This is a genomic window from Streptomyces sp. NBC_01474 (assembly GCF_035918215.1).
GTDB classification, from domain to species: Bacteria; Actinomycetota; Actinomycetes; order Streptomycetales; family Streptomycetaceae; genus Streptomyces; species Streptomyces aureus.
In genome coordinates, this window is the sequence record NZ_CP109449.1 from 4,010,326 (window position 1) to 4,027,597 (window position 17,272).

Below are 17,272 nucleotides of genomic sequence, written 5' to 3' on the forward strand. Positions count from 1 at the left end.
CGTGCCAGCTTGTGATGAGTCACATTGAACGCTGCTCTAAAGTGCCCGACGTGACCGATGCAACGACGCAAAGATCAGGGGTCCCCCCATGGCGATAGAACAGCGCGGTGTAGACACCATCCCCGATGAGGAACGCACCAGCGGTCCCCGGGACATCGTCTCGATCCTCCTCGGCTCGAACCTCTGCCTCGGGGTGATCGTCTTCGGCTGGCTGCCCGTGTCGTTCGGGCTCGGCTGGTGGGCCTCCGTCACCTCCGTGATCGCGGGCACGCTCCTGGGCACCGCGCTCACCGCCCCGCTCGCCCTGGTCTCCCTGCGCACCGGCACGAACCTGTCGACGTCGTCCGGCGCCCAGTTCGGCGTCCGCGGCCGGCTCGTCGGCTCGGTCGTCGGCCTGCTCCTGTCGCTCGGCTACACGGCGCTGACCGTGTGGATCGGCGGCGACGCGATGACGGGCGTCCTGCACCGCCTGTTCGGCGTGCCCGAGTCGGGCCTCACCTATGGCATCGTCTACGCGCTCCTGGCCGCCGCCACCGTGATCGGCGCGGTCTACGGCTACCGCGTCCTGCTGCGCCTCTCGCGCGTCCTGGCCGTGGGCATGACCGCGCTCCTGGCGCTCGGCGTCGCCGCGTACGCCCCGCACTTCACGACGGCGCCGCTGCCGGACGCGGGCGGCTACCTCCTCGGCTCGTTCTGGCCGACCTGGCTGCTCTCCCTCGTCGCGGCCGGCCTGTCGGGCCCCATCGCCTTCATCACGCTCCTCGGCGACTACACGCGCTACGTGTCCCCGGCCCGCCACTCCCAGCGCAGCGTCCTGCGCGCCACCTGGCTCGGCCTGATCGTCGGCCTGCTCACGCCCCAGCTGTTCGGCACGTTCACCGCTTACGCGGCCCGCGCCGCCCTCGACTACGCGGGCTCGCTCGTCTCCGCCTCGCCCACCTGGTACCTGATCCCGCTGCTGCTCGCCGCCTCCGCGGGCTCGGTCGGCAACGCGGGCCTGATGCTCTACTCCATGGGCCTCGACCTGGACGCGATCCTGCCCCGCGCCTCCCGCACGGCCGCGACCTACACGGTCGCCGGCGTCGCCACGGTCTGCGTCTTCGTCGGCCACTTCGCGTGGGCCGCACAGGACGCCATGACCTCGTTCGTCCTGCTCCTCACCGCGATCGGCACCCCCTGGGCCGTGATCACTCTGATCGGCTTCGTCCGCTGCCGCGGCGTCTACGACGCGGACGCGCTCCAGGTCTTCAACCGGCGCTCGCGCGGCGGCGTCTACTGGTACCGCAACGGCTGGAACCCGCGCGCCGCCGCCTCCTGGGCCCTGGGCGCGTTCGTCGGCCTGCTCGCGGTGTCCCTGCCGTCGTACGAGGGCCCGCTGCTCTCCCTGACGGGCGGCGTGGACTGCAGCTTCCTGCTGTCGGGCCTGGTCGGCGGCGCGGCGTACCTGGCACTGACGGCACGTGAGGTGCGCTCGGTACGCGTCAGGGCCGCCGCGGACAAGAAGTCCGAGGCGGCCCTGGTCACGAGCGGTGAAGGCTGAGCGCGAGCCGGTTGTGGGGTCTTTCGTCCAGACGAGAGGCCCTAGCCGAGCTGGTGCATCCAGCCGTGCTTGTCCGCGCTCGTGCCGCGCTGGATGTCGAGCAGCGCCTCGCGCAGCTTCAGCGTGACCTCGCCGGGCTCGCCGCCCGACTGGGTCCACTGCGCGCCGGCGCGCTTGACGGTGCCGACGGGCGTGATGACCGCCGCGGTGCCGCAGGCGAAGACCTCGGTGAGCGTGCCGTTCTCGGAGTCGGCCTGCCACTGGTCGATGGAGACGCGGTCCTCGACGGACTCGTAGCCCAGGTCGCGGGCGACCGACAGGAGCGAGTCACGGGTGACACCCGCGAGGAGCGAACCGGTCAGCTCGGGGGTGACGATCTTGTCTCCGTACACGAAGTACAGGTTCATGCCGCCCAGTTCCTCGACCCACTTGTGCTCGACGGCGTCGAGGTAGGCGACCTGGTCGCAGCCCTCGGCGGCGGCCTCGGCCTGGGCCAGGAGGGACGCCGCGTAGTTGCCGCCGGTCTTGGCGTCGCCCATGCCGCCGGGGACGGCGCGCACGCGGTCCTCGGACAGCCAGATCGACACCGGCTTGACGCCACCGGCGAAGTAGGCGCCCGCGGGCGAGGCGATCACGATGAAGAGGTACTCGTTGGCGGGCTTCACGCCCAGGCCGACCTCGGTCGCGATCATGAAGGGGCGCAGGTAGAGGGACTCCTCGCCGCCGTGCGCCGGGACCCACGCGATGTCCTGCCGGACCAGCGCGTCGCACGCCTCGATGAACGTCTCGGCCGGCAGCTCGGGCATGGCCAGGCGGCGCGCCGAGGCCTGGAAGCGCCTGGCGTTCATCTCGGGGCGGAAGGTGGCGACGGTGCCGTCGGGCCGGCGGTAGGCCTTGAGGCCCTCGAAGATCTCCTGCGCGTAGTGCAGGACGTTCGTCGCCGGGTCGAGGGAGAGCGGTCCGTAGGGCACGAGCTGCCCGTCGTGCCAGCCGCGGCCCTCGGTCCACCGGATCGTCACCATGTGATCGGTGAAGTGGCGGCCGAATCCCGGGTTGGCCAGGATCGCCTCGCGCTCCGCGCCGGACAGCGGGGTCGAGGAGGGCTTGAGCTCGATCGTGGGCGTCGTCATGGTTGCGTGTCCTTCACCGGTTGTGTGTGACGGACCGCTCTTCACGCTCGCGCAGCCGGAAGCACGAACTTCCCAACTACTTGGTCGTCCGAGCTTCTGCGTTCACCGCGGCCCCACGTTCGATTATCGCTCGTGGGGTCCGATGGACGAAAACGGCCCGTACGGGTACAGCGTGAGGTGCGGCCCAGGGTTGATGGTGGCACCCGGGGACCGCAAAGGTGAAGCCGCCGGGCGCGGATGCGACCCGGCGGCTGCTTAAGTGCGTTAAGAGCGGCGGGTCAGCCGGCTACTCGTCCGGCGAGCGCGTCGCCGATCTCGTCGGTCGACCGCACGCCGGTGCCGCGCTCGGCCAGGTCGGCGGAGACGGCGTCCTCGATGCGGGCGGCCTCGGCCTCGTAACCGAGGTGCCGCAGCAGGAGCGCCACGGACAGGACCGTGGCCGTGGGGTCGGCCTTGGCCTGGCCGGCGATGTCGGGGGCCGAGCCGTGGACCGGCTCGAACATCGACGGGAACTCGCGGGACGGGTTGATGTTCCCGGAGGCCGCGACGCCGATACCGCCGGAGACGGCGGCGGCGAGGTCGGTGATGATGTCGCCGAAGAGGTTGTCGGTGACGATCACGTCGAAGCGCTCGGGGTCGGTGACGAGGAAGATCGTCGCCGCGTCCACGTGCAGGTAGTCCGTGGTGACCTCGGGGAACTCCGTGGCCACCTTGTTGAAGATGTTCGTCCAGAGGTGACCCGCGAAGGACAGCACGTTGTTCTTGTGGACCAGCGTGAGCTTCTTGCGGGGGCGGGCCTGGGCGCGGGCGAAGGCGTCACGGACCACGCGCTCGACACCGAACGCCGTGTTGACGGAGACCTCGGTGGCGACCTCGTGCGGGGTCCCGGTGCGGATCGAGCCGCCGTTGCCCGTGTACGGGCCCTCGGTGCCCTCGCGGACCACGATGAAGTCGATCTCCGGCTGGCCCTTGAGGGGCGTCGCCACACCCGGGAGCAGCTTGCTCGGGCGGAGGTTGACGTGGTGGTCGAAGAGAAAGCGGAGCTTGAGCAGGAAGCCGCGCTCGAGGACGCCGGACGGGACCGAGGGGTCACCGATCGCGCCGAGCAGGATGGCGTCGTGCTGCTTGAGCGCCTCGACATCGGCGTCGGTGAGGGTCTCACCGGTCGCGTGGTAGCGCCTGGCGCCGAAGTCGTATTCCTTGGTCTCCAGCTTCACATCCTGCGGGAGGACGGCGCCGAGGACCTTGAGCCCCTGGGCCACGACCTCCTGGCCGATGCCGTCACCGGGGATCACTGCGAGATTGAGGATGCGAGAGCTAGCCGACATACGGGCACCCTACTTCGGCGTCCCATGGGATGACACTCGCAGTCCACCATTCGGACAGATCTCGTGCGGGCCGTTCGCCGGGCCCGCCGTACGGGCCGCCGCGCGGTCGATTTCTGTTCACCCGCAGGTATGGCCCTTGTTGGTTGTTACTGGGAAGTTTTCTTCTCATGGACACACCGAACGTCGGCATTCCCGAGCAGCTGGCCCGCCGTCTGAGCATGCCGGAGCAGCACGAGTACCTGCGGGCCCGGTTCAGCAGGCGGCGCGCACTGACCGGGACCGCGGCGAGCCTGGGCGGCCTGACCCTCCTGGGCGGCTCGTCCTCCTCGGCGTACGCGGCGCCTTCCGCTGCCGCCTCGCCCGCCGCTCCCGTCCGCTCGGCGGCCGTGCAGGTCGACGGCTCCTTCGTCGCGCCCTTCGCCCGCCATCTCGCCTTCGGCGCCGACCCGAAGACGCAGATGCGGATCTCCTGGCAGGTGCCGTTCGCGGTGCGCAAGCCGTTCGTACGGGTGGGCCTCAAGCCCTGGGACCTCAGCCGGAAGATCGAGGCGGAGGTGCGCGCGCTGCACACCCCGAGCCTGTCGAAGAAGCTTCCGGCGGTCGAGCAGCTCTATCTGCACGCGGCCCTGGACGGCCTGACGCCCGGGACGACGTACTACTACGGAGTGGGCCACGACGGTTTCGACCCGGCGTCCGCGGAGCGCATCGCGACGATCGGCTCGTTCCGCACGGCTCCGGCGAAGGCGGGGAAGTTCGTCTTCACGGCCTTCGGCGACCAGGGCGTCAGCTATGACGCGCTCGCCAACGACCAGTTGATCCTGGGCCAGAACCCCTCGTTCCATCTGCACGCGGGCGACATCTGCTACGCCGACAGCAGCGGGCACGGGAAGGAGTCGGACACGTACGACGCGCGCGTGTGGGACCAGTTCCTCGCGCAGACGGAGTCGGTCGCGAAGTCGGTGCCGTGGATGGTGACGACCGGCAACCACGACATGGAGGCCTGGTACTCCCCCAACGGGTACGGCGGCCAGTCGGCCCGCTGGACCCTGCCGGACAACGGCCCGGACCCGCGGAACGCGCCGGGCGTCTACTCCTTCGTGTACGGGAACGTGGGCGTCGTCGCGCTCGACGCGAACGACGTCTCGTACGAGATCCCCGCGAACAAGGGCTACACGGACGGGAAGCAGACCGCGTGGCTGGCCGAGCGGCTCGGCGCGTTGCGCGCGCGCAAGGACATCGACTTCGTGGTGGTCTTCTTCCACCACTGCGCGTACTCGACGTCGACGCACGCCTCGGACGGCGGGGTGCGCGCCGCGTGGCTGCCGCTGTTCGCCGAGCACCAGGTGGACCTGGTGATCAACGGGCACAACCACGTGTACGAGCGCACGGACGCCATCAAGGACGGAGAGGTGGGCAAGCCGGTGCCGGTCGGCGCGTCGACCGATCCGACGCGCGACGGCATCGTGTACGTCACCGCGGGCGGCGCCGGCAAGGACCTCTACGGGTTCGGCATCGGGGTCGGGGACAGCTACGAGGGCCATGTCCACGACCGCGAGTCGATCGTGACGTTCCACTGGACGAAGTCACGCCTGCCGGACCCGGACACCGTGGAGTGGTCCCGGGTGCGGTACACCGGCTTCTCGTTCCTCGCGGTGGAGGCGGAGACCGGCGGGGCGGGCGTGATACCGGCACTGAAGGTCTCCGCGCTGGCCGAGAGCGGCGAGCGCATCGACTACTTCGAGATCAGGCGCGGCACACAGCCGTAGGGGCGGGGCCCTAACGGCTTTCGTGCCCCGTCTCGCCGCCGTTGTCCCTGCGGTCGAGGGCTCGCTGCAGGGCAGCGGCTGCGTTCTTACGGTCTGAATCGGACGGCGATGTGTGACGGACTCGGCGGCGGACGGGCGTCGCTGTGGCCATGAGAGATCGACTCCTTGAGATCACTTGGGATTTCGAGGCGCCGGAAGAGGCGGGGAGCCTGGAGCCGCAGGGGTTGCCTGCCTTCTGCTCAGCTCACGACCGCCATTCGCTGGATCGAGCGAGACGTTCGGCTCCTACAAAGCTAAGCGAGGAGCCTGCTTCTGTCTCCACAATTACTCGGACTTCCTACTATCTGAGACGGCGGTCACGGCGACGGGTGACTTCGCGCCGGGGTCGGCCGGCGTCCCGGGCTCAGAGAATGTCGCCGCCCCGCCAGTCGAAGAGGAGCGCGTGGGCCGGGTCGAGTGGGGCGGTGACGCGGCGCAGGTACGGCGCGCTCTCGTCGTCCGGCAGTGGCACCGGCCCGTCGGGGCCGTACGCGGCGAAAGCGCCCTGCCACTGTTCCCAGCCGCGCGCCCGGTAGAGTCCGGCCCCGTCGGGCGACGCCGACAGCGCGCCCATTTCGTAGGCGGCGTCGATCACCCGCTCCAGGGCCGCCATGACGCGCCCGCCCAGACCGCTCCTGCGCGCGTCGGCGCGGACGGCGACGCCCTCGACGTAGCCGGTGCGCAGTGAGCGGCCCGCGTGCGCGACCCTGCGCTGCACCACGGAGCCGTGCGCGACGAGGTCACCGGCGCTGTCGCGCACGAGGGCGTGCACGCCGCCGACGGTGTGGTCCCAGTCGTCGTCGCTGAAGCCGCCGTCGAAAGCGTCGTCCAACAGAGCGCGCACGGAACGGAGTTCGGCTCGCGTGAGGTCGGCGGTGTGTGCGGTGCTCAGCGTGGTCACCGGGACACCGTACTCACGCGCTGTTTGAGTACGCGTGCCGATTTCACGCCGCGTCCGCGGCGGCACAGTCGTCCTCATGAACGGCCTCTACGCTCTCAAGCCCTGGTACGCGGACCGGCTCTCCGGCCTGCGCCGCGCGCTCGCCGCCCGGCAGGTCTCGCCCGACACCCTGACGGCGGCCGGTGTCGTGTGCGCCGCGGGCGCGGCGGCCGCGCTCGCGTGGCTGCCGACGCCGTCGGCCGCGCTTCCCGTGGCGGTGCTGCTCGCGGGGCGGCTCGCCTTCGCGAACCTGGACGGCGCGCTCGCCCGCGACACCGGCCGCACGACGCGGCGCGGCGCGCTCCTGAACGAGCTGGGCGACCGTGCGGCCGACCTGCTGGTCATCGCGGGTCTCCTGCCGCTGGCCCCACTGTGGCTGGTGGCCGCGGCGGCCTTCGCGGCGACGCTCCCTTCGTGGGTCTCGCTGGCGGGCGCGGCGGCGGGTGCCCCCCGGCGCAACGGAGGCCCGGTCGGCAAGACGGAGCGCTGCCTCCTCGCGGTCGTGGCCGCGGCCTCGGGCTGGGCGGTACCGGTGCTCGCGGTCGTCGCGGCGGGGTCCGCGGTGACGGCGGTGGTGCGGGCGGTGTGGGCGTGGAGGGCGCTTGGAAAGCCTGAGACGGCTGTGGCTGCTGTGGCTGCTGTGGCTATCGAGTGGGCTGTGACTACAGAGAGGGACATGGCTACAGAGAGGGGCATGGCTACAGAGAAGGGCATGGCTACAGAGAAGGGCATGGCTACAGAGAAGGCTGTGGCGAGCGAGAAACCTGTGGTGCGGGGGGCGGAGCCCACGTCCCCGGCCACCCGTCGCCGCCCGTCCCCATCCCCGTCCCCGTCGTGGTCTCGATCCCGGTCCTCCTCCCCCAGGTTCAGCTCCCCTCCCTCTGAGCCCGATCGGAGCCTCCCTCTCGACCCCGGCGAGGTGTCGGGCGGCATCACGCATACCCGCCCGCAGTCCCCCGTGGACCGCGGCACGCAGCTGCGGGGCACCCGATGAGCGCCGCGTTCGTCGCCGGCGAGGTGGCCGGGCGGGCCGTGCCGGTCGTGGCCGGGGTCCTCGCGGCCGGTGGTGTCGCCGTCGCCTCGCTGCCGTCCCGGGTACGGATGCGGGCCGAGCTGCGCAGACGGTGGCGGACCTGGGCGCTGTCCGCGCCGCTGTTCATCGGGGCCTTCTTCGTGGGCCGCGCGGGCGCGTTCGCGCTCGCGGCCGGGCTCGGCGTGGTCGCCGTGGGCGAGTACGCACGGATGGCGGGCCTGCCCCGCGCCGAGCGAGCCGTACTGGTCGCCGCGGCAATCGCCGTACCTGGAGCGGCACTTGCGGGACCCGACCCCCGTACGACGGGAGCGCTTCTCGCACTCGCCGTCCTCGCGGCGGTCTGCGCGGGCGACGCCGAGCAGGGCTTCACGCGCGCGTCGCGCACGCTCTTCGGTCTGCTGTGGATCCCGGTGTCGCTCAGCGGCCTCGTGCTGCTCGGCGACACGGCGCTCGCGGTGGGGGTCGCGGTGGCCTTCGGCGACGTGGGCGCCTGGTGCGGCGGCACGGCGCTCGGCCGGCGGGGGCCGCTCGCGCGGCGCCTCTCGCCACTGTCCCCCAGCAAGACGTGGGCGGGTGTGGCCGGCGCGGCTGCGGCAACTGCCGCCGCGCTCGCGGCAGTCGGCGCGTTCACGCCGGTCCTGTGGGCGGCCGTCCTCGCCGGCTGCGTCCTCGGCGATCTCGTCGAGTCGATGGTGAAGCGCGAGGCGGGCGTGAAGGACGCGGGCAGCTGGCTGCCGGGCTTCGGCGGGCTCCTCGACCGTATCGACTCACTCCTTGTGGCCCTGCTCCTCGTGATGGTGGTGACCCTGTGACGACGACCGTGACCGCTGCGGCCCGCGTGCGCCCGGCCCGTGCCGCCGCCCGTCTCCGCCATGCCCTGTGGTGGCTCGTCCTCACCCTCACCGGCGGTGTGGAGCGCCGGGGCCGGCTCCCGCGCGGCGGCTGCGTCGTGGTCGCCAACCACAGCTCGCACGCCGACACCGCGGCGCTGCTCGCCGCGCTCGACGCGTCGCACGCGCCGGCGATCGGTGCGGCGGCCGACTACTGGTTCGCCTCGCCCTGGCGCAGCCGGATCTGCAGCCGCCTCGCCGCCGGGTTCCCGGTGCGGCGCTCGGGCGGGGGCATGGACGACCTGCTCGGCATGGCGGACACACTGCGCGCGGGCCGCGCCGTGGTCCTCTTCCCCGAGGGCACGCGCGCGCGTGCGGGTGAGCTGGGGTCGTTCCACCGGGGCGCGCTGGTCCTGGCGGAGCACGCGCGGGTACCGGTCGTGCCGGTCGGGATCGCGGGCACGGACCGGCTCCTGCCCAAGCACGGCAGGCTGCGCCCGTCCCTGGTCCGGGTGCGGATCGGCGAGCCGCTCGCCTACACGGCGACTCCGGAGGAGGCCCGTAAGGCGGTCGCGGCGCTGCATGACCGTACGGTCGCGGAGCCGCTGCGGGACTCCCGCGTCCGCAAGGTCGTGGCCCGCGTGCTCAGCGCACGGCTCGGGCTGCTCCTGGCCTTCGTATGGGCGTTCGCGGAGGCGCTGAGCTGGCCGCTGATGCCGGAACTGTTCCTCGCGGTGGCGTGCGTGGCGGTGCCGCGCCGGGCCCTGAAGCTGTCCGTCACCGCGCTCGCGGGCAGCCTCGCGGGCGGCCTGCTCGCGTTCCAACTGGCGTCCATGGGCGTGTCGTTGCCCGCACCCCTGACGACGGACCGGATGCGGGCGGAGGTCCGTCACGAGCTGTCCGTCGAGGGCGCGTCGGCGGTAGGCCACCAGCCCTGGAACGGCATCCCCTTCAAGGTCTACGTGAAGGAGGCGGGCCGCGCGGACGTCCCCGTCACGGACTGGCTGTCCGAGTCGGCACGTGCCCGCGGTTCGCGCACGCTCACCGTGGGGCTCGCGTTCGGCGCGTTCGGCTTCCTGGTGCACCGGCTGCGCAGGCTCTACGGGCTCTACCTGGGCCTGCTGAGCGGCGGTTTCGCGGCCGGTCTCTCGCTCGTCGTGGCGGGCTGGAGCTGACGCGGCGGGTCACAGCCGGCCGCGCGGCGCCACGGACCAGGCGATGACAGCGGCATCCCCGACCCCGCTCACGTACCTTCGAGATCATGAATTTACCTCCCTCCCGCAGGACCCTCCTCGGCGCCGCGGCCCTGGCGCCCGTCCTCCTCTCCGTGCCCGGCACCGCCGGCGCGGCGCCCTCCCCCGAGGCCGGCGGCGACGCCCGGCGCCGGCTGAGCGAGCTGGAGGCGGGCTACCCCGGCCGCATCGGGGTGCACGCCCTGCACACCAGCACCGGCGCCGTCCTCGCCTACCGCGCGCACGAACGCTTCGCGATCGCCTCGACGTTCAAGGTCCTTGCCGCCTCGGCGATCCTGCACAGGGCGCGCGAGCAGGAGCCCGGGCTGCTCGACGTACTGATCCGCTACGGACGCGACGACCTCGTGGCCGCCTCGCCCCGCACCGAGCTGCACCTCGATACCGGCATGACGGTACGGGAGTTGTGCGACGCCGCCATCACCTACAGCGACAACACCGCGGCCAATCTGCTGATGCGCCGGATCGGCGGCCCCGCCGGCGTCACCGCGTTCGCCCGCTCGCTCGGCGACTCCGTGACCCGGCTCGACCGGTGGGAGACCGACCTCAACACGAACCTCCCCGGCGACCGGCGGGACACCACGACGCCCGCCGCCATGGCCGCGGACCTGCGCGCGCTGGTCCTCGGCGACGCCCTCCACCCGCTCGACCGCGGCCAGCTGATCCGGTGGCTGGTGGAGAACACCACCGGCGACAAGCGGATCCGCGCGGGACTCCCGCCGGGCTGGCGGGTCGGTGACAAGACCGGGTCGCCTGCCTACGGCGGGGTCAACGACGTGGCCGTGGCCTGGCCGCCGGGCGGCGGGGCTCCCCTGGTCGTCTCCGTTTACACGACCCGGCTCGACCCGGACACCCCGGGCGAGGACCGGATCGCCGCCGACATCACGCGCGTCGCCGTGGACGCGCTGCTCTGACCCCGGACACGACACCGCCTCCGACCGGGGTGGGGCCCTGGTCGGAGGCGGGGGCGGGTGGGGGCGGTCCGTGCGGGCCGCCCGGGGCGGGCGTCAGCCCATGTGCGGGTAGCCGTACTCGGTCGGCGGGACCAGCGTCTCCTTGATGGCGCGGGTCAGGGTCCAGCGCTGGAGGTTCTGCGGGGCGCCGGCCTTGTCGTTGGTGCCGGAGGCGCGGCCGCCGCCGAAGGGCTGCTGGCCGACGACGGCGCCGGTCGACTTGTCGTTGATGTAGAAGTTGCCCGCGGCGTAGCGGAGCTTCTCCATCGTGCGGGCGGCCGCGGCGCGGTCGTTGGAGATGACCGAGCCCGTCAGGGCGTAGTCCGACGCGGACTCCATCTGGGTCAGCATCTCGTCGTACTTGTCGTCCTCGTAGACGTGGACGGCGAGGAACGGGCCGAAGTACTCGGTCTTGAAGACCTCGTTCTCCGGGTCCGCGCACTCGACGACGGTCGGGCGCACGAAGTAGCCGACCGAGTCGTCGTAGGTGCCGCCCGCGACGATGGTGCAGGAGTCGTCGGCCTTGGCGCGGTCGATGGCCGCCTTGTTCTTGGCGAACGCGCGGTCGTCGATGACGGCGCCGATGAAGTTCGACAGGTCGGTGACGTCACCCATCTTGATGCCGTCGACCTCGGCCGCGAACTCCTCCTTGAAGCCGGAGTTCCAGATGGAGGCCGGGATGTACGCGCGCGAGCTCGCGGAGCACTTCTGGCCCTGGAACTCGAAGGAGCCGCGGGTCAGGGCCGTCTTGAGGACGGCGCGGTCGGCGCTCGGGTGGGCGACGACGAAGTCCTTGCCGCCGGTCTCGCCGACGAGACGCGGGTAGGTGCGGTACTTCGCGATGTTCTCGCCGACCGTCTTCCACAGGTGCTGGAAGGTCGGGGTCGAGCCGGTGAAGTGGATGCCGGCCAGGTCGCGGTGGTTGAGGGCGACCTCGGAGACCGCGATGCCGTCACCGGTGACGAGGTTGATGACGCCCTTGGGCAGGCCGGCCTCTTCGAGGAGCTGCATGAGCAGCACGGCGGCGTGGGTCTGCGTCGGGGACGGCTTCCAGACCACCACGTTGCCCATGAGGGCGGGGGCGGTGGGGAGGTTGCCCGCGATGGCGGTGAAGTTGAAGGGCGTGATCGCGTAGACGAAGCCCTCGAGCGGGCGGTGGTCCATGCGGTTCCACACGCCGGTGGAGTTCGCCGGGGGCTGCTCGGCGAGGATCTGGCGCGCGTAGTGCACGTTGAAGCGCCAGAAGTCGACGAGCTCACAGGGGGTGTCGATCTCGGCCTGCTGCGCGGTCTTCGACTGGCCGAGCATCGTGGACGCGGCGAGCGTCTCGCGCCACGTCGTGGACAGCAGCTCGGCGGCGCGCAGGATGATCGCGGCGCGGTCGTCGAAGGACATCGCGCGCCAGGCCGGGGCGGCGGCGAGCGCGGCGTCGATCGCATCCTGCGCGTCCTGCTGCGTGGCGCCGCGGCCGGTACCGATGACGGCCTTGTGGTTGTGCGGTTGGACGACGGTGAACTCGTCACCGCCACCGAGGCGCTTGACGCCGCCGATGGTCATCGACAGCTCGATCGGGTTCTCGGCAAGCTCCTTGAGCTTGACCTCGAGGCGCGCCCGCTCCGGGGAGCCGGGGGCGTAGCCGTGCACCGGCTCGTTGACGGGAGCGGGGACCTGGGTTACAGCGTCCATGACTTACCTCTTCCGAGTGAATCTCGGGCTTCAGCAGGGAGGATCTGAAACCGCGGCGTACTTGTCTGGTGGTCAGGGCTTGACCTTCACGAGACCGCGGCGTCGGTCCGGTGAGAAGCCCCCAGGGGCGGAGTCACGGGTCTCGGAACTCCTTTCGGCGAGACTGAGGTCGGCTCGGCCGACCACTGGACGGTGTCTCGTGTGCCCCAGGCACTCTGGGGCACACGAGACACCGCCCACCCAGGCTCAGCCCTTGGTGAGGATGGAGCGGGCGAAGAACAGCAGGTTGGCGGGCTTCTCCGCGAGGCGGCGCATGAAGTAGCCGTACCAGTCGGTGCCGTACGCGGTGTAGACGCGCATCCGGTGGCCCTCGGCGGCGAGACGGACGTGCTCGTCGCTGCGGATCCCGTACAGCATCTGGAACTCGTACTCGTCCAGCTTGCGCCCGGCGCGGCGGGCGAGCTCCTGGCTGATGGAGATGAGGCGCGGGTCGTGGGACCCGATCATCGGGTACCCGTCGCCCTCCATCAGAACCTTCAGGATGCGGACGTACGCCTTGTCGATCTCGCCCTTGTCCTGGTACGCGACGGAGGCGGGCTCCTTGTAGGCGCCCTTCACGATGCGCACGCGGCTGCCGGCGGCGGCCAGGCGGCGGGCGTCGTCCTCGGTGCGGAAGAGGTAGGCCTGGATGACGCATCCGGTCTGCGGGAAGTCCTTCCGCAGCTCCTCGTGGATGGCGAACATCGAGTCGAGGGTGGTGTGGTCCTCGGCGTCCAGGGTGACCGTGGTGCCGATCTCGGCGGCGGCCTCGACGACCGGGCGGACGTTGGCGAGGGCCAGCTCGTGGCCGCCCTCCAGCGCCTGGCCGAACATCGACAGCTTCACGGACATCTCGGCCTTGGTGCCGAGGCCCAGGTCCTTGAGGCGCTCGATCAGCTCGAGGTAGGCGTCGCGCGCGGCGGCGGCCTGCTCGGGGGTGGTGATGTCCTCGCCGACCACGTCGAGGGTGACTTCGAGGCCCCTGCCGCAGGCGTCCACGACGATCGGCACGACGTCGTCGACGCCCTCACCGGCGATGAACCGGTCGACGACCTGCTTCGTGCCCGGGGCTGCCGAGATGAAACGGCGCATCCTGTCGCTGCGCGACGCGGCGAGAATCACGGGACCCAGCACGGGGCACCTCCACGGAGAGTACGAACGAGTGGCCTTACCGGTGTAAACGAACTGAATCGCAACAGACCGGTACGGCACGGAGAACCACCGTGAAATCTAAGGATCCCTCCGATCCGGTGCCATCGACAGCTGTCACGCATCTGTGGCCACCACCTCAGACATTTGTCTGAAGAGTTCGGTGGGGTGCGCGAGAATGGCGGGGTGAAGGGCGACTACCAGGAACTGGTCGACGAGATCTCGGCGCTGCTCAGCGCCCCCGCGACGCTGGAGAACCGGGATTTCGGCCTGATCGCGTTCGGCGCGCACGACAGCGACAGCGATTTCGACGAATCGACGCTGGACCCCGTCCGTACCCGCTCGATCCTGACCCGCCGCTCCACCGCGGCGGTGCGCACCTGGTTCGAGGGCTTCGGCATCGCCCGCGCCACCGGGCCCGTCCGCATCCCGCCGACCCCGGAGGCCGGGGTCTACCGGGGCCGCATCTGCCTTCCCGTACGCCATCGGGGTGTCGTCCTCGGCTATGTGTGGCTGCTCGACGACGATCCGGGGCCGACCGAGCAGCAGCTGACCGCCGCGATGGAGGTGGCGGGCCGCATCGGCGCGCTGCTCGCGGACGAGGCGCAGGCGGGCGCCGACCTGACCCGCGAGTTCCGCGAGGTGCTCACGGCCGAGCGCGGCTGGCAGCTGGACATGGCGGTGGCGGCCCTGCGCACGGCGCTCGGCTCACGCGCGGACGGGCTGCACGCAGTGGTGTGCGTCGCCCCGTGGCCTTCGGCGGACCCCGACGACGCGCCGTCCTTCCGTACGATCCCCGCGGCCGACGCGCTGTGCACGGTGCCGTGGGGCGCGGCCGGGCAGGCCCTGGCCCTCCTGGTGCGGCTGCGTGCGGCGGACGCGCTCGGGCCGGCCATGGCGGCGACGGCGAAGCTGCGGGAGCGCGCCGGTACGGCGGTCGTCACGGCGGGGTTCGGGGGCGCGCGGCGCGAACTGGGTGACCTCGGGGCCGCCTGGCAGGAGGCGACGGCGGCGGCGCGCGCGGCACTCGCCGAGCCGCGTCTCGGCCCGGACGCGCACTGGGCGGCGATCGGCCCGTACCGCCTGCTGACCGCACTGCCCCCGGACACGGCGCACGACCCGGTCCTGGCCCCGCTCCTGCTGCCGGCCAACCGTCAACTGGCCCGCACCACCGAGGTGTTCCTCGACTGCGCGGGCCAGGCGGGCCGCACTGCGGCGGAGTTGGGCATCCACCGCCAGACCCTCTACTACCGCCTGTCCCGCGTGGAGCAGCTCACCGGGCTCGACCTGGACGACGGCGAGGACCGGCTGCTGCTGCACATGGGGCTCAAGGCGTCACGTCTGTGACGCGCGCATCGCGTCCAGCAACAGCCGCAGGCCCTCGGTGAGTTCGTCGGCGCTGGGCGAGTAGTCCGCGTCGAAGGTGTGCTGGGCGACGAGCCCGAGGACCAGCACCGAGAAGAGCTTCCCGAGGGTGTGCACGATCGGGTCGTCGGCCGGCGGCTCCTCCCCCATGACCATGCCGATGAAGCCGCGCCCCGCCTCGTGCTGAGCTTGCGCCAGCTGCTCGCGCACGACCGGCATCTTGTCGCCCATCGTCACGAGCTCGATGCTCAGGTGCCAGATCGACCCGGGTTTGCCGAGGCTGTCGGTGATCCCGGCCATCACGGACCGGAACCGCTCCAACGAGCCGGGCGCACCGGGCAGTTCATCCACCGCGCTCCAGTCGTCCGAGGCCCCTTCGGCCAGCGCCACATACGCCTGCGCGAGCAGCGCGTCCTTAGAGCCGTAGTGGTAGCCGATCGACGCCAGGTTGGTCCCCGACTCCTTGACGATGTCGCGCGCCGTCGTGCGCACGAACCCCTTCTCCAGAAGGCAGCGCTTGGCGCCTTCGAGCAGATCCTCGCGATGTCCCATGCGGCCACCGTACCCCCGTTTCATACGGCCGTCCCATACGAACGTCCCATACCAACGTCTTACACAAGCGATCTATACGCTCGTACTAGACAAGTGTTTAAGACGCCCGTACAGTCCTCCTCATGACGAACTCACCGAGCACCAACTCCCGTGCGGGGCGCCGTGAATGGACGGCTCTCGCGGTCCTGATGCTTCCGCTGCTCCTCGTCTCGATGGACGTCTCCGTCCTCTACTTCGCGATCCCCTCGATCAGCGCGGACCTCGAGCCCACCGGCACCCAGCAGCTGTGGATCTTCGACATCTACGCGTTCGTGCTCGCCGGCCTCCTGATGACGATGGGCTCCCTCGGCGACCGCATCGGCCGACGCAAGCTCCTGATGATCGGCGCCACCGCCTTCGGCGCCGCCTCCGTCTGCGCGGCCTACGCGAACAGCGCGGAAATGCTGATCGCGGCCCGTGCGATCCTCGGCATCGGCGGCGCGACCCTGATGCCGACGACGATGGCTCTGGTGCGCAACATGTTCCGCGACGACAAACAGCGCGCGACGGCCATCGGTATCTGGTCCGGCGTCATGACCGGCGGCATCGCGCTCGGCTCGGTGATGAGCGGCATCCTCGTCGAGCACTTCTGGTGGGGCTCGGTCTTCCTCGTCAACCTGCCCGCGATGGCCCTGCTCCTGCTGCTCGCCCCGGTCCTGATCCCCGAGTTCAAGGACCCGCAGCCGGGCCGCTTCGACTTCCTGAGCGTCCCGCTGTCGATGGCCGCGGTGCTCCCCCTCGTCTACGGCATCAAGGAGATCCCCTCCGAGGGCTTCGAGCCGCTCTACGTCGCCTCGATCGTCGTCGGCCTCGTCTTCGGCGCCCTGTTCGTACGCCGTCAGCGCACCGTCGAGTCACCGATGATCTCGCCGGCCCTCTTCCGGGGCCACGGCTTCGGCCCCGCCGTCACCCTCAACCTCATCTCGGCCTTCGCGATGATGGGGTCGGCGTACTTCACGACGCAGTACCTCCAGGCCGTACTCGGCAAGAGCGCACTCGAAGCGGCGCTGTGGGCGCTCGCGCCGACCGTGTTCATCGGTCTCGCGGCCCCCATCGCGACGGTCCTCGTGCAGCGGGGCGTACACCGCGGCTCCGTCGTCACCGCCGGCTTCCTGACCAGCGCCTGCGGCTACGGCCTCCTGGCACTGACAGGCACGGACTCGCTGTGGACGGTCCTGGCCGGAGCGGGTGTACTCGCCTCCGGCGCGGTGATCGTGGGCTCGCAACTGACCGACCTGGCGCTCGGCGCGGCCCCCGCGGAGAAGGCGGGCGCGGCGTCGTCCCTCCTCGAGACGGGCCAGGAGTTCGGCGGCGCCCTCGGCATGGCCGTCCTGGGCTCGATCGGTACGGCGGTCTACCGCCACGAGATCGGCGACGCGCCGGCCGAGGCGAAGGAGACGCTGGGCGGAGCGCTCGCGGTGGCGCAGCACCTGCCGGGCCGGGCGGGCGACGCGCTCCTCGCGTCAGCCCGGGAGGCGTTCACGAGCGGCATGCACATCGCGGCGCTGGCCGGCGGGGCGGTCCTGCTGGGGGCGGCGGTACTGGCCCTGCGGGGCCTGCGCGGGGTGGCTGCGCCGCAGCGGGAAGAGCAGCGGGAGCCGGAGCGGGCGACGGCCTGATCCCTCCCCCGGCC

14 protein-coding genes are annotated in these 17,272 nt (G+C 71.4%); 8 read left to right on the forward strand and 6 right to left on the reverse strand.

All coding sequences use genetic code 11. The annotated features are described in order from the left end of the window. Positions 1-88 precede the first annotated feature (88 nt). Positions 89-1,540, forward strand: coding sequence for a cytosine permease (locus OG758_RS18380; protein WP_326711007.1), 1,452 nt, complete (start codon positions 89-91; stop codon positions 1,538-1,540). 41 nt (positions 1,541-1,581) lie between these two features. On the opposite strand, the gene OG758_RS18385 is transcribed toward OG758_RS18380, so the two are convergent. Together OG758_RS18385 and OG758_RS18390 are read right to left on the reverse strand one after the other, a co-directional pair. Continuing rightward, the gene (locus tag OG758_RS18385; RefSeq protein WP_326711008.1) at positions 1,582-2,670 is read right to left on the reverse strand and encodes a branched-chain amino acid aminotransferase; all 1,089 of its coding nucleotides are present in this window, start codon (positions 2,668-2,670) and stop codon (positions 1,582-1,584) included. A gap of 278 nt (positions 2,671-2,948) precedes the next feature. Next, a complete protein-coding gene (locus OG758_RS18390; protein WP_326711009.1) occupies positions 2,949-3,998 on the reverse strand; it encodes a 3-isopropylmalate dehydrogenase in 1,050 nt (349 codons plus the stop codon). Between the two features lie 167 nt (positions 3,999-4,165). Between OG758_RS18390 and OG758_RS18395 the strand changes: the two genes are divergently transcribed. Further along, positions 4,166-5,764 (forward strand): purple acid phosphatase family protein, encoded by a 1,599-nt coding sequence (locus OG758_RS18395; RefSeq protein WP_326711010.1) that lies wholly within the window; start codon positions 4,166-4,168, stop codon positions 5,762-5,764. Between the two features lie 403 nt (positions 5,765-6,167). Here OG758_RS18395 and OG758_RS18400 read toward each other — a convergent pair whose 3' ends face one another. Continuing rightward, a complete protein-coding gene (locus tag OG758_RS18400; protein ID WP_326711011.1) occupies positions 6,168-6,704 on the reverse strand; it encodes a GNAT family N-acetyltransferase in 537 nt (178 codons plus the stop codon). A 76-nt stretch (positions 6,705-6,780) separates the two neighbouring features. Between OG758_RS18400 and OG758_RS18405 the strand changes: the two genes are divergently transcribed. The 4 genes from OG758_RS18405 (at position 6,781) to bla (ending at position 10,770) form a co-directional block, all read left to right on the forward strand. Beyond that, positions 6,781-7,737 carry a CDP-alcohol phosphatidyltransferase family protein gene (locus OG758_RS18405; RefSeq protein ID WP_326711012.1) on the forward strand — a complete coding sequence of 319 codons (957 nt, stop codon included), beginning with the start codon at positions 6,781-6,783 and terminating at the stop codon, positions 7,735-7,737. Continuing rightward, complete coding sequence (locus OG758_RS18410; RefSeq protein WP_326711013.1) at positions 7,734-8,588, forward strand: phosphatidate cytidylyltransferase; 855 nt, start codon at positions 7,734-7,736, stop codon at positions 8,586-8,588. The genes OG758_RS18405 and OG758_RS18410 overlap by 4 nt, the downstream gene beginning before the upstream one ends. After that, positions 8,585-9,781, forward strand: a complete 1,197-nt coding sequence (locus OG758_RS18415; RefSeq protein ID WP_326711014.1) for a lysophospholipid acyltransferase family protein — start codon at positions 8,585-8,587, stop codon at positions 9,779-9,781. The genes OG758_RS18410 and OG758_RS18415 overlap by 4 nt, the downstream gene beginning before the upstream one ends. 86 nt (positions 9,782-9,867) lie before the next feature. Continuing rightward, positions 9,868-10,770 carry a class A beta-lactamase gene (bla, locus tag OG758_RS18420; RefSeq protein ID WP_326711015.1) on the forward strand — a complete coding sequence of 301 codons (903 nt, stop codon included), beginning with the start codon at positions 9,868-9,870 and terminating at the stop codon, positions 10,768-10,770. A 93-nt stretch (positions 10,771-10,863) separates the two neighbouring features. Here the strand turns inward: bla and pruA are convergent, their stop codons facing one another. Together pruA and OG758_RS18430 are read right to left on the reverse strand one after the other, a co-directional pair. Next, positions 10,864-12,495, reverse strand: coding sequence for an L-glutamate gamma-semialdehyde dehydrogenase (pruA, locus tag OG758_RS18425; protein WP_326711016.1), 1,632 nt, complete (start codon positions 12,493-12,495; stop codon positions 10,864-10,866). 246 nt (positions 12,496-12,741) lie between these two features. Next, positions 12,742-13,668 (reverse strand): proline dehydrogenase family protein, encoded by a 927-nt coding sequence (locus OG758_RS18430; RefSeq protein ID WP_326711017.1) that lies wholly within the window; start codon positions 13,666-13,668, stop codon positions 12,742-12,744. Positions 13,669-13,851: 183 nt separating this feature from the next. Between OG758_RS18430 and OG758_RS18435 the strand changes: the two genes are divergently transcribed. Continuing rightward, positions 13,852-15,030, forward strand: coding sequence for a PucR family transcriptional regulator (locus OG758_RS18435; protein WP_326711018.1), 1,179 nt, complete (start codon positions 13,852-13,854; stop codon positions 15,028-15,030). Here OG758_RS18435 and OG758_RS18440 read toward each other — a convergent pair. Next, the gene (locus tag OG758_RS18440) at positions 15,019-15,600 is read right to left on the reverse strand and encodes a TetR/AcrR family transcriptional regulator (RefSeq protein ID WP_326711019.1); all 582 of its coding nucleotides are present in this window, start codon (positions 15,598-15,600) and stop codon (positions 15,019-15,021) included. The genes OG758_RS18435 and OG758_RS18440 overlap by 12 nt on opposite strands. 122 nt (positions 15,601-15,722) lie before the next feature. Between OG758_RS18440 and OG758_RS18445 the strand changes: the two genes are divergently transcribed. Then, a complete protein-coding gene (locus OG758_RS18445) occupies positions 15,723-17,258 on the forward strand; it encodes an MFS transporter (RefSeq protein WP_326711020.1) in 1,536 nt (511 codons plus the stop codon). Positions 17,259-17,272: the final 14 nt, after the last annotated feature.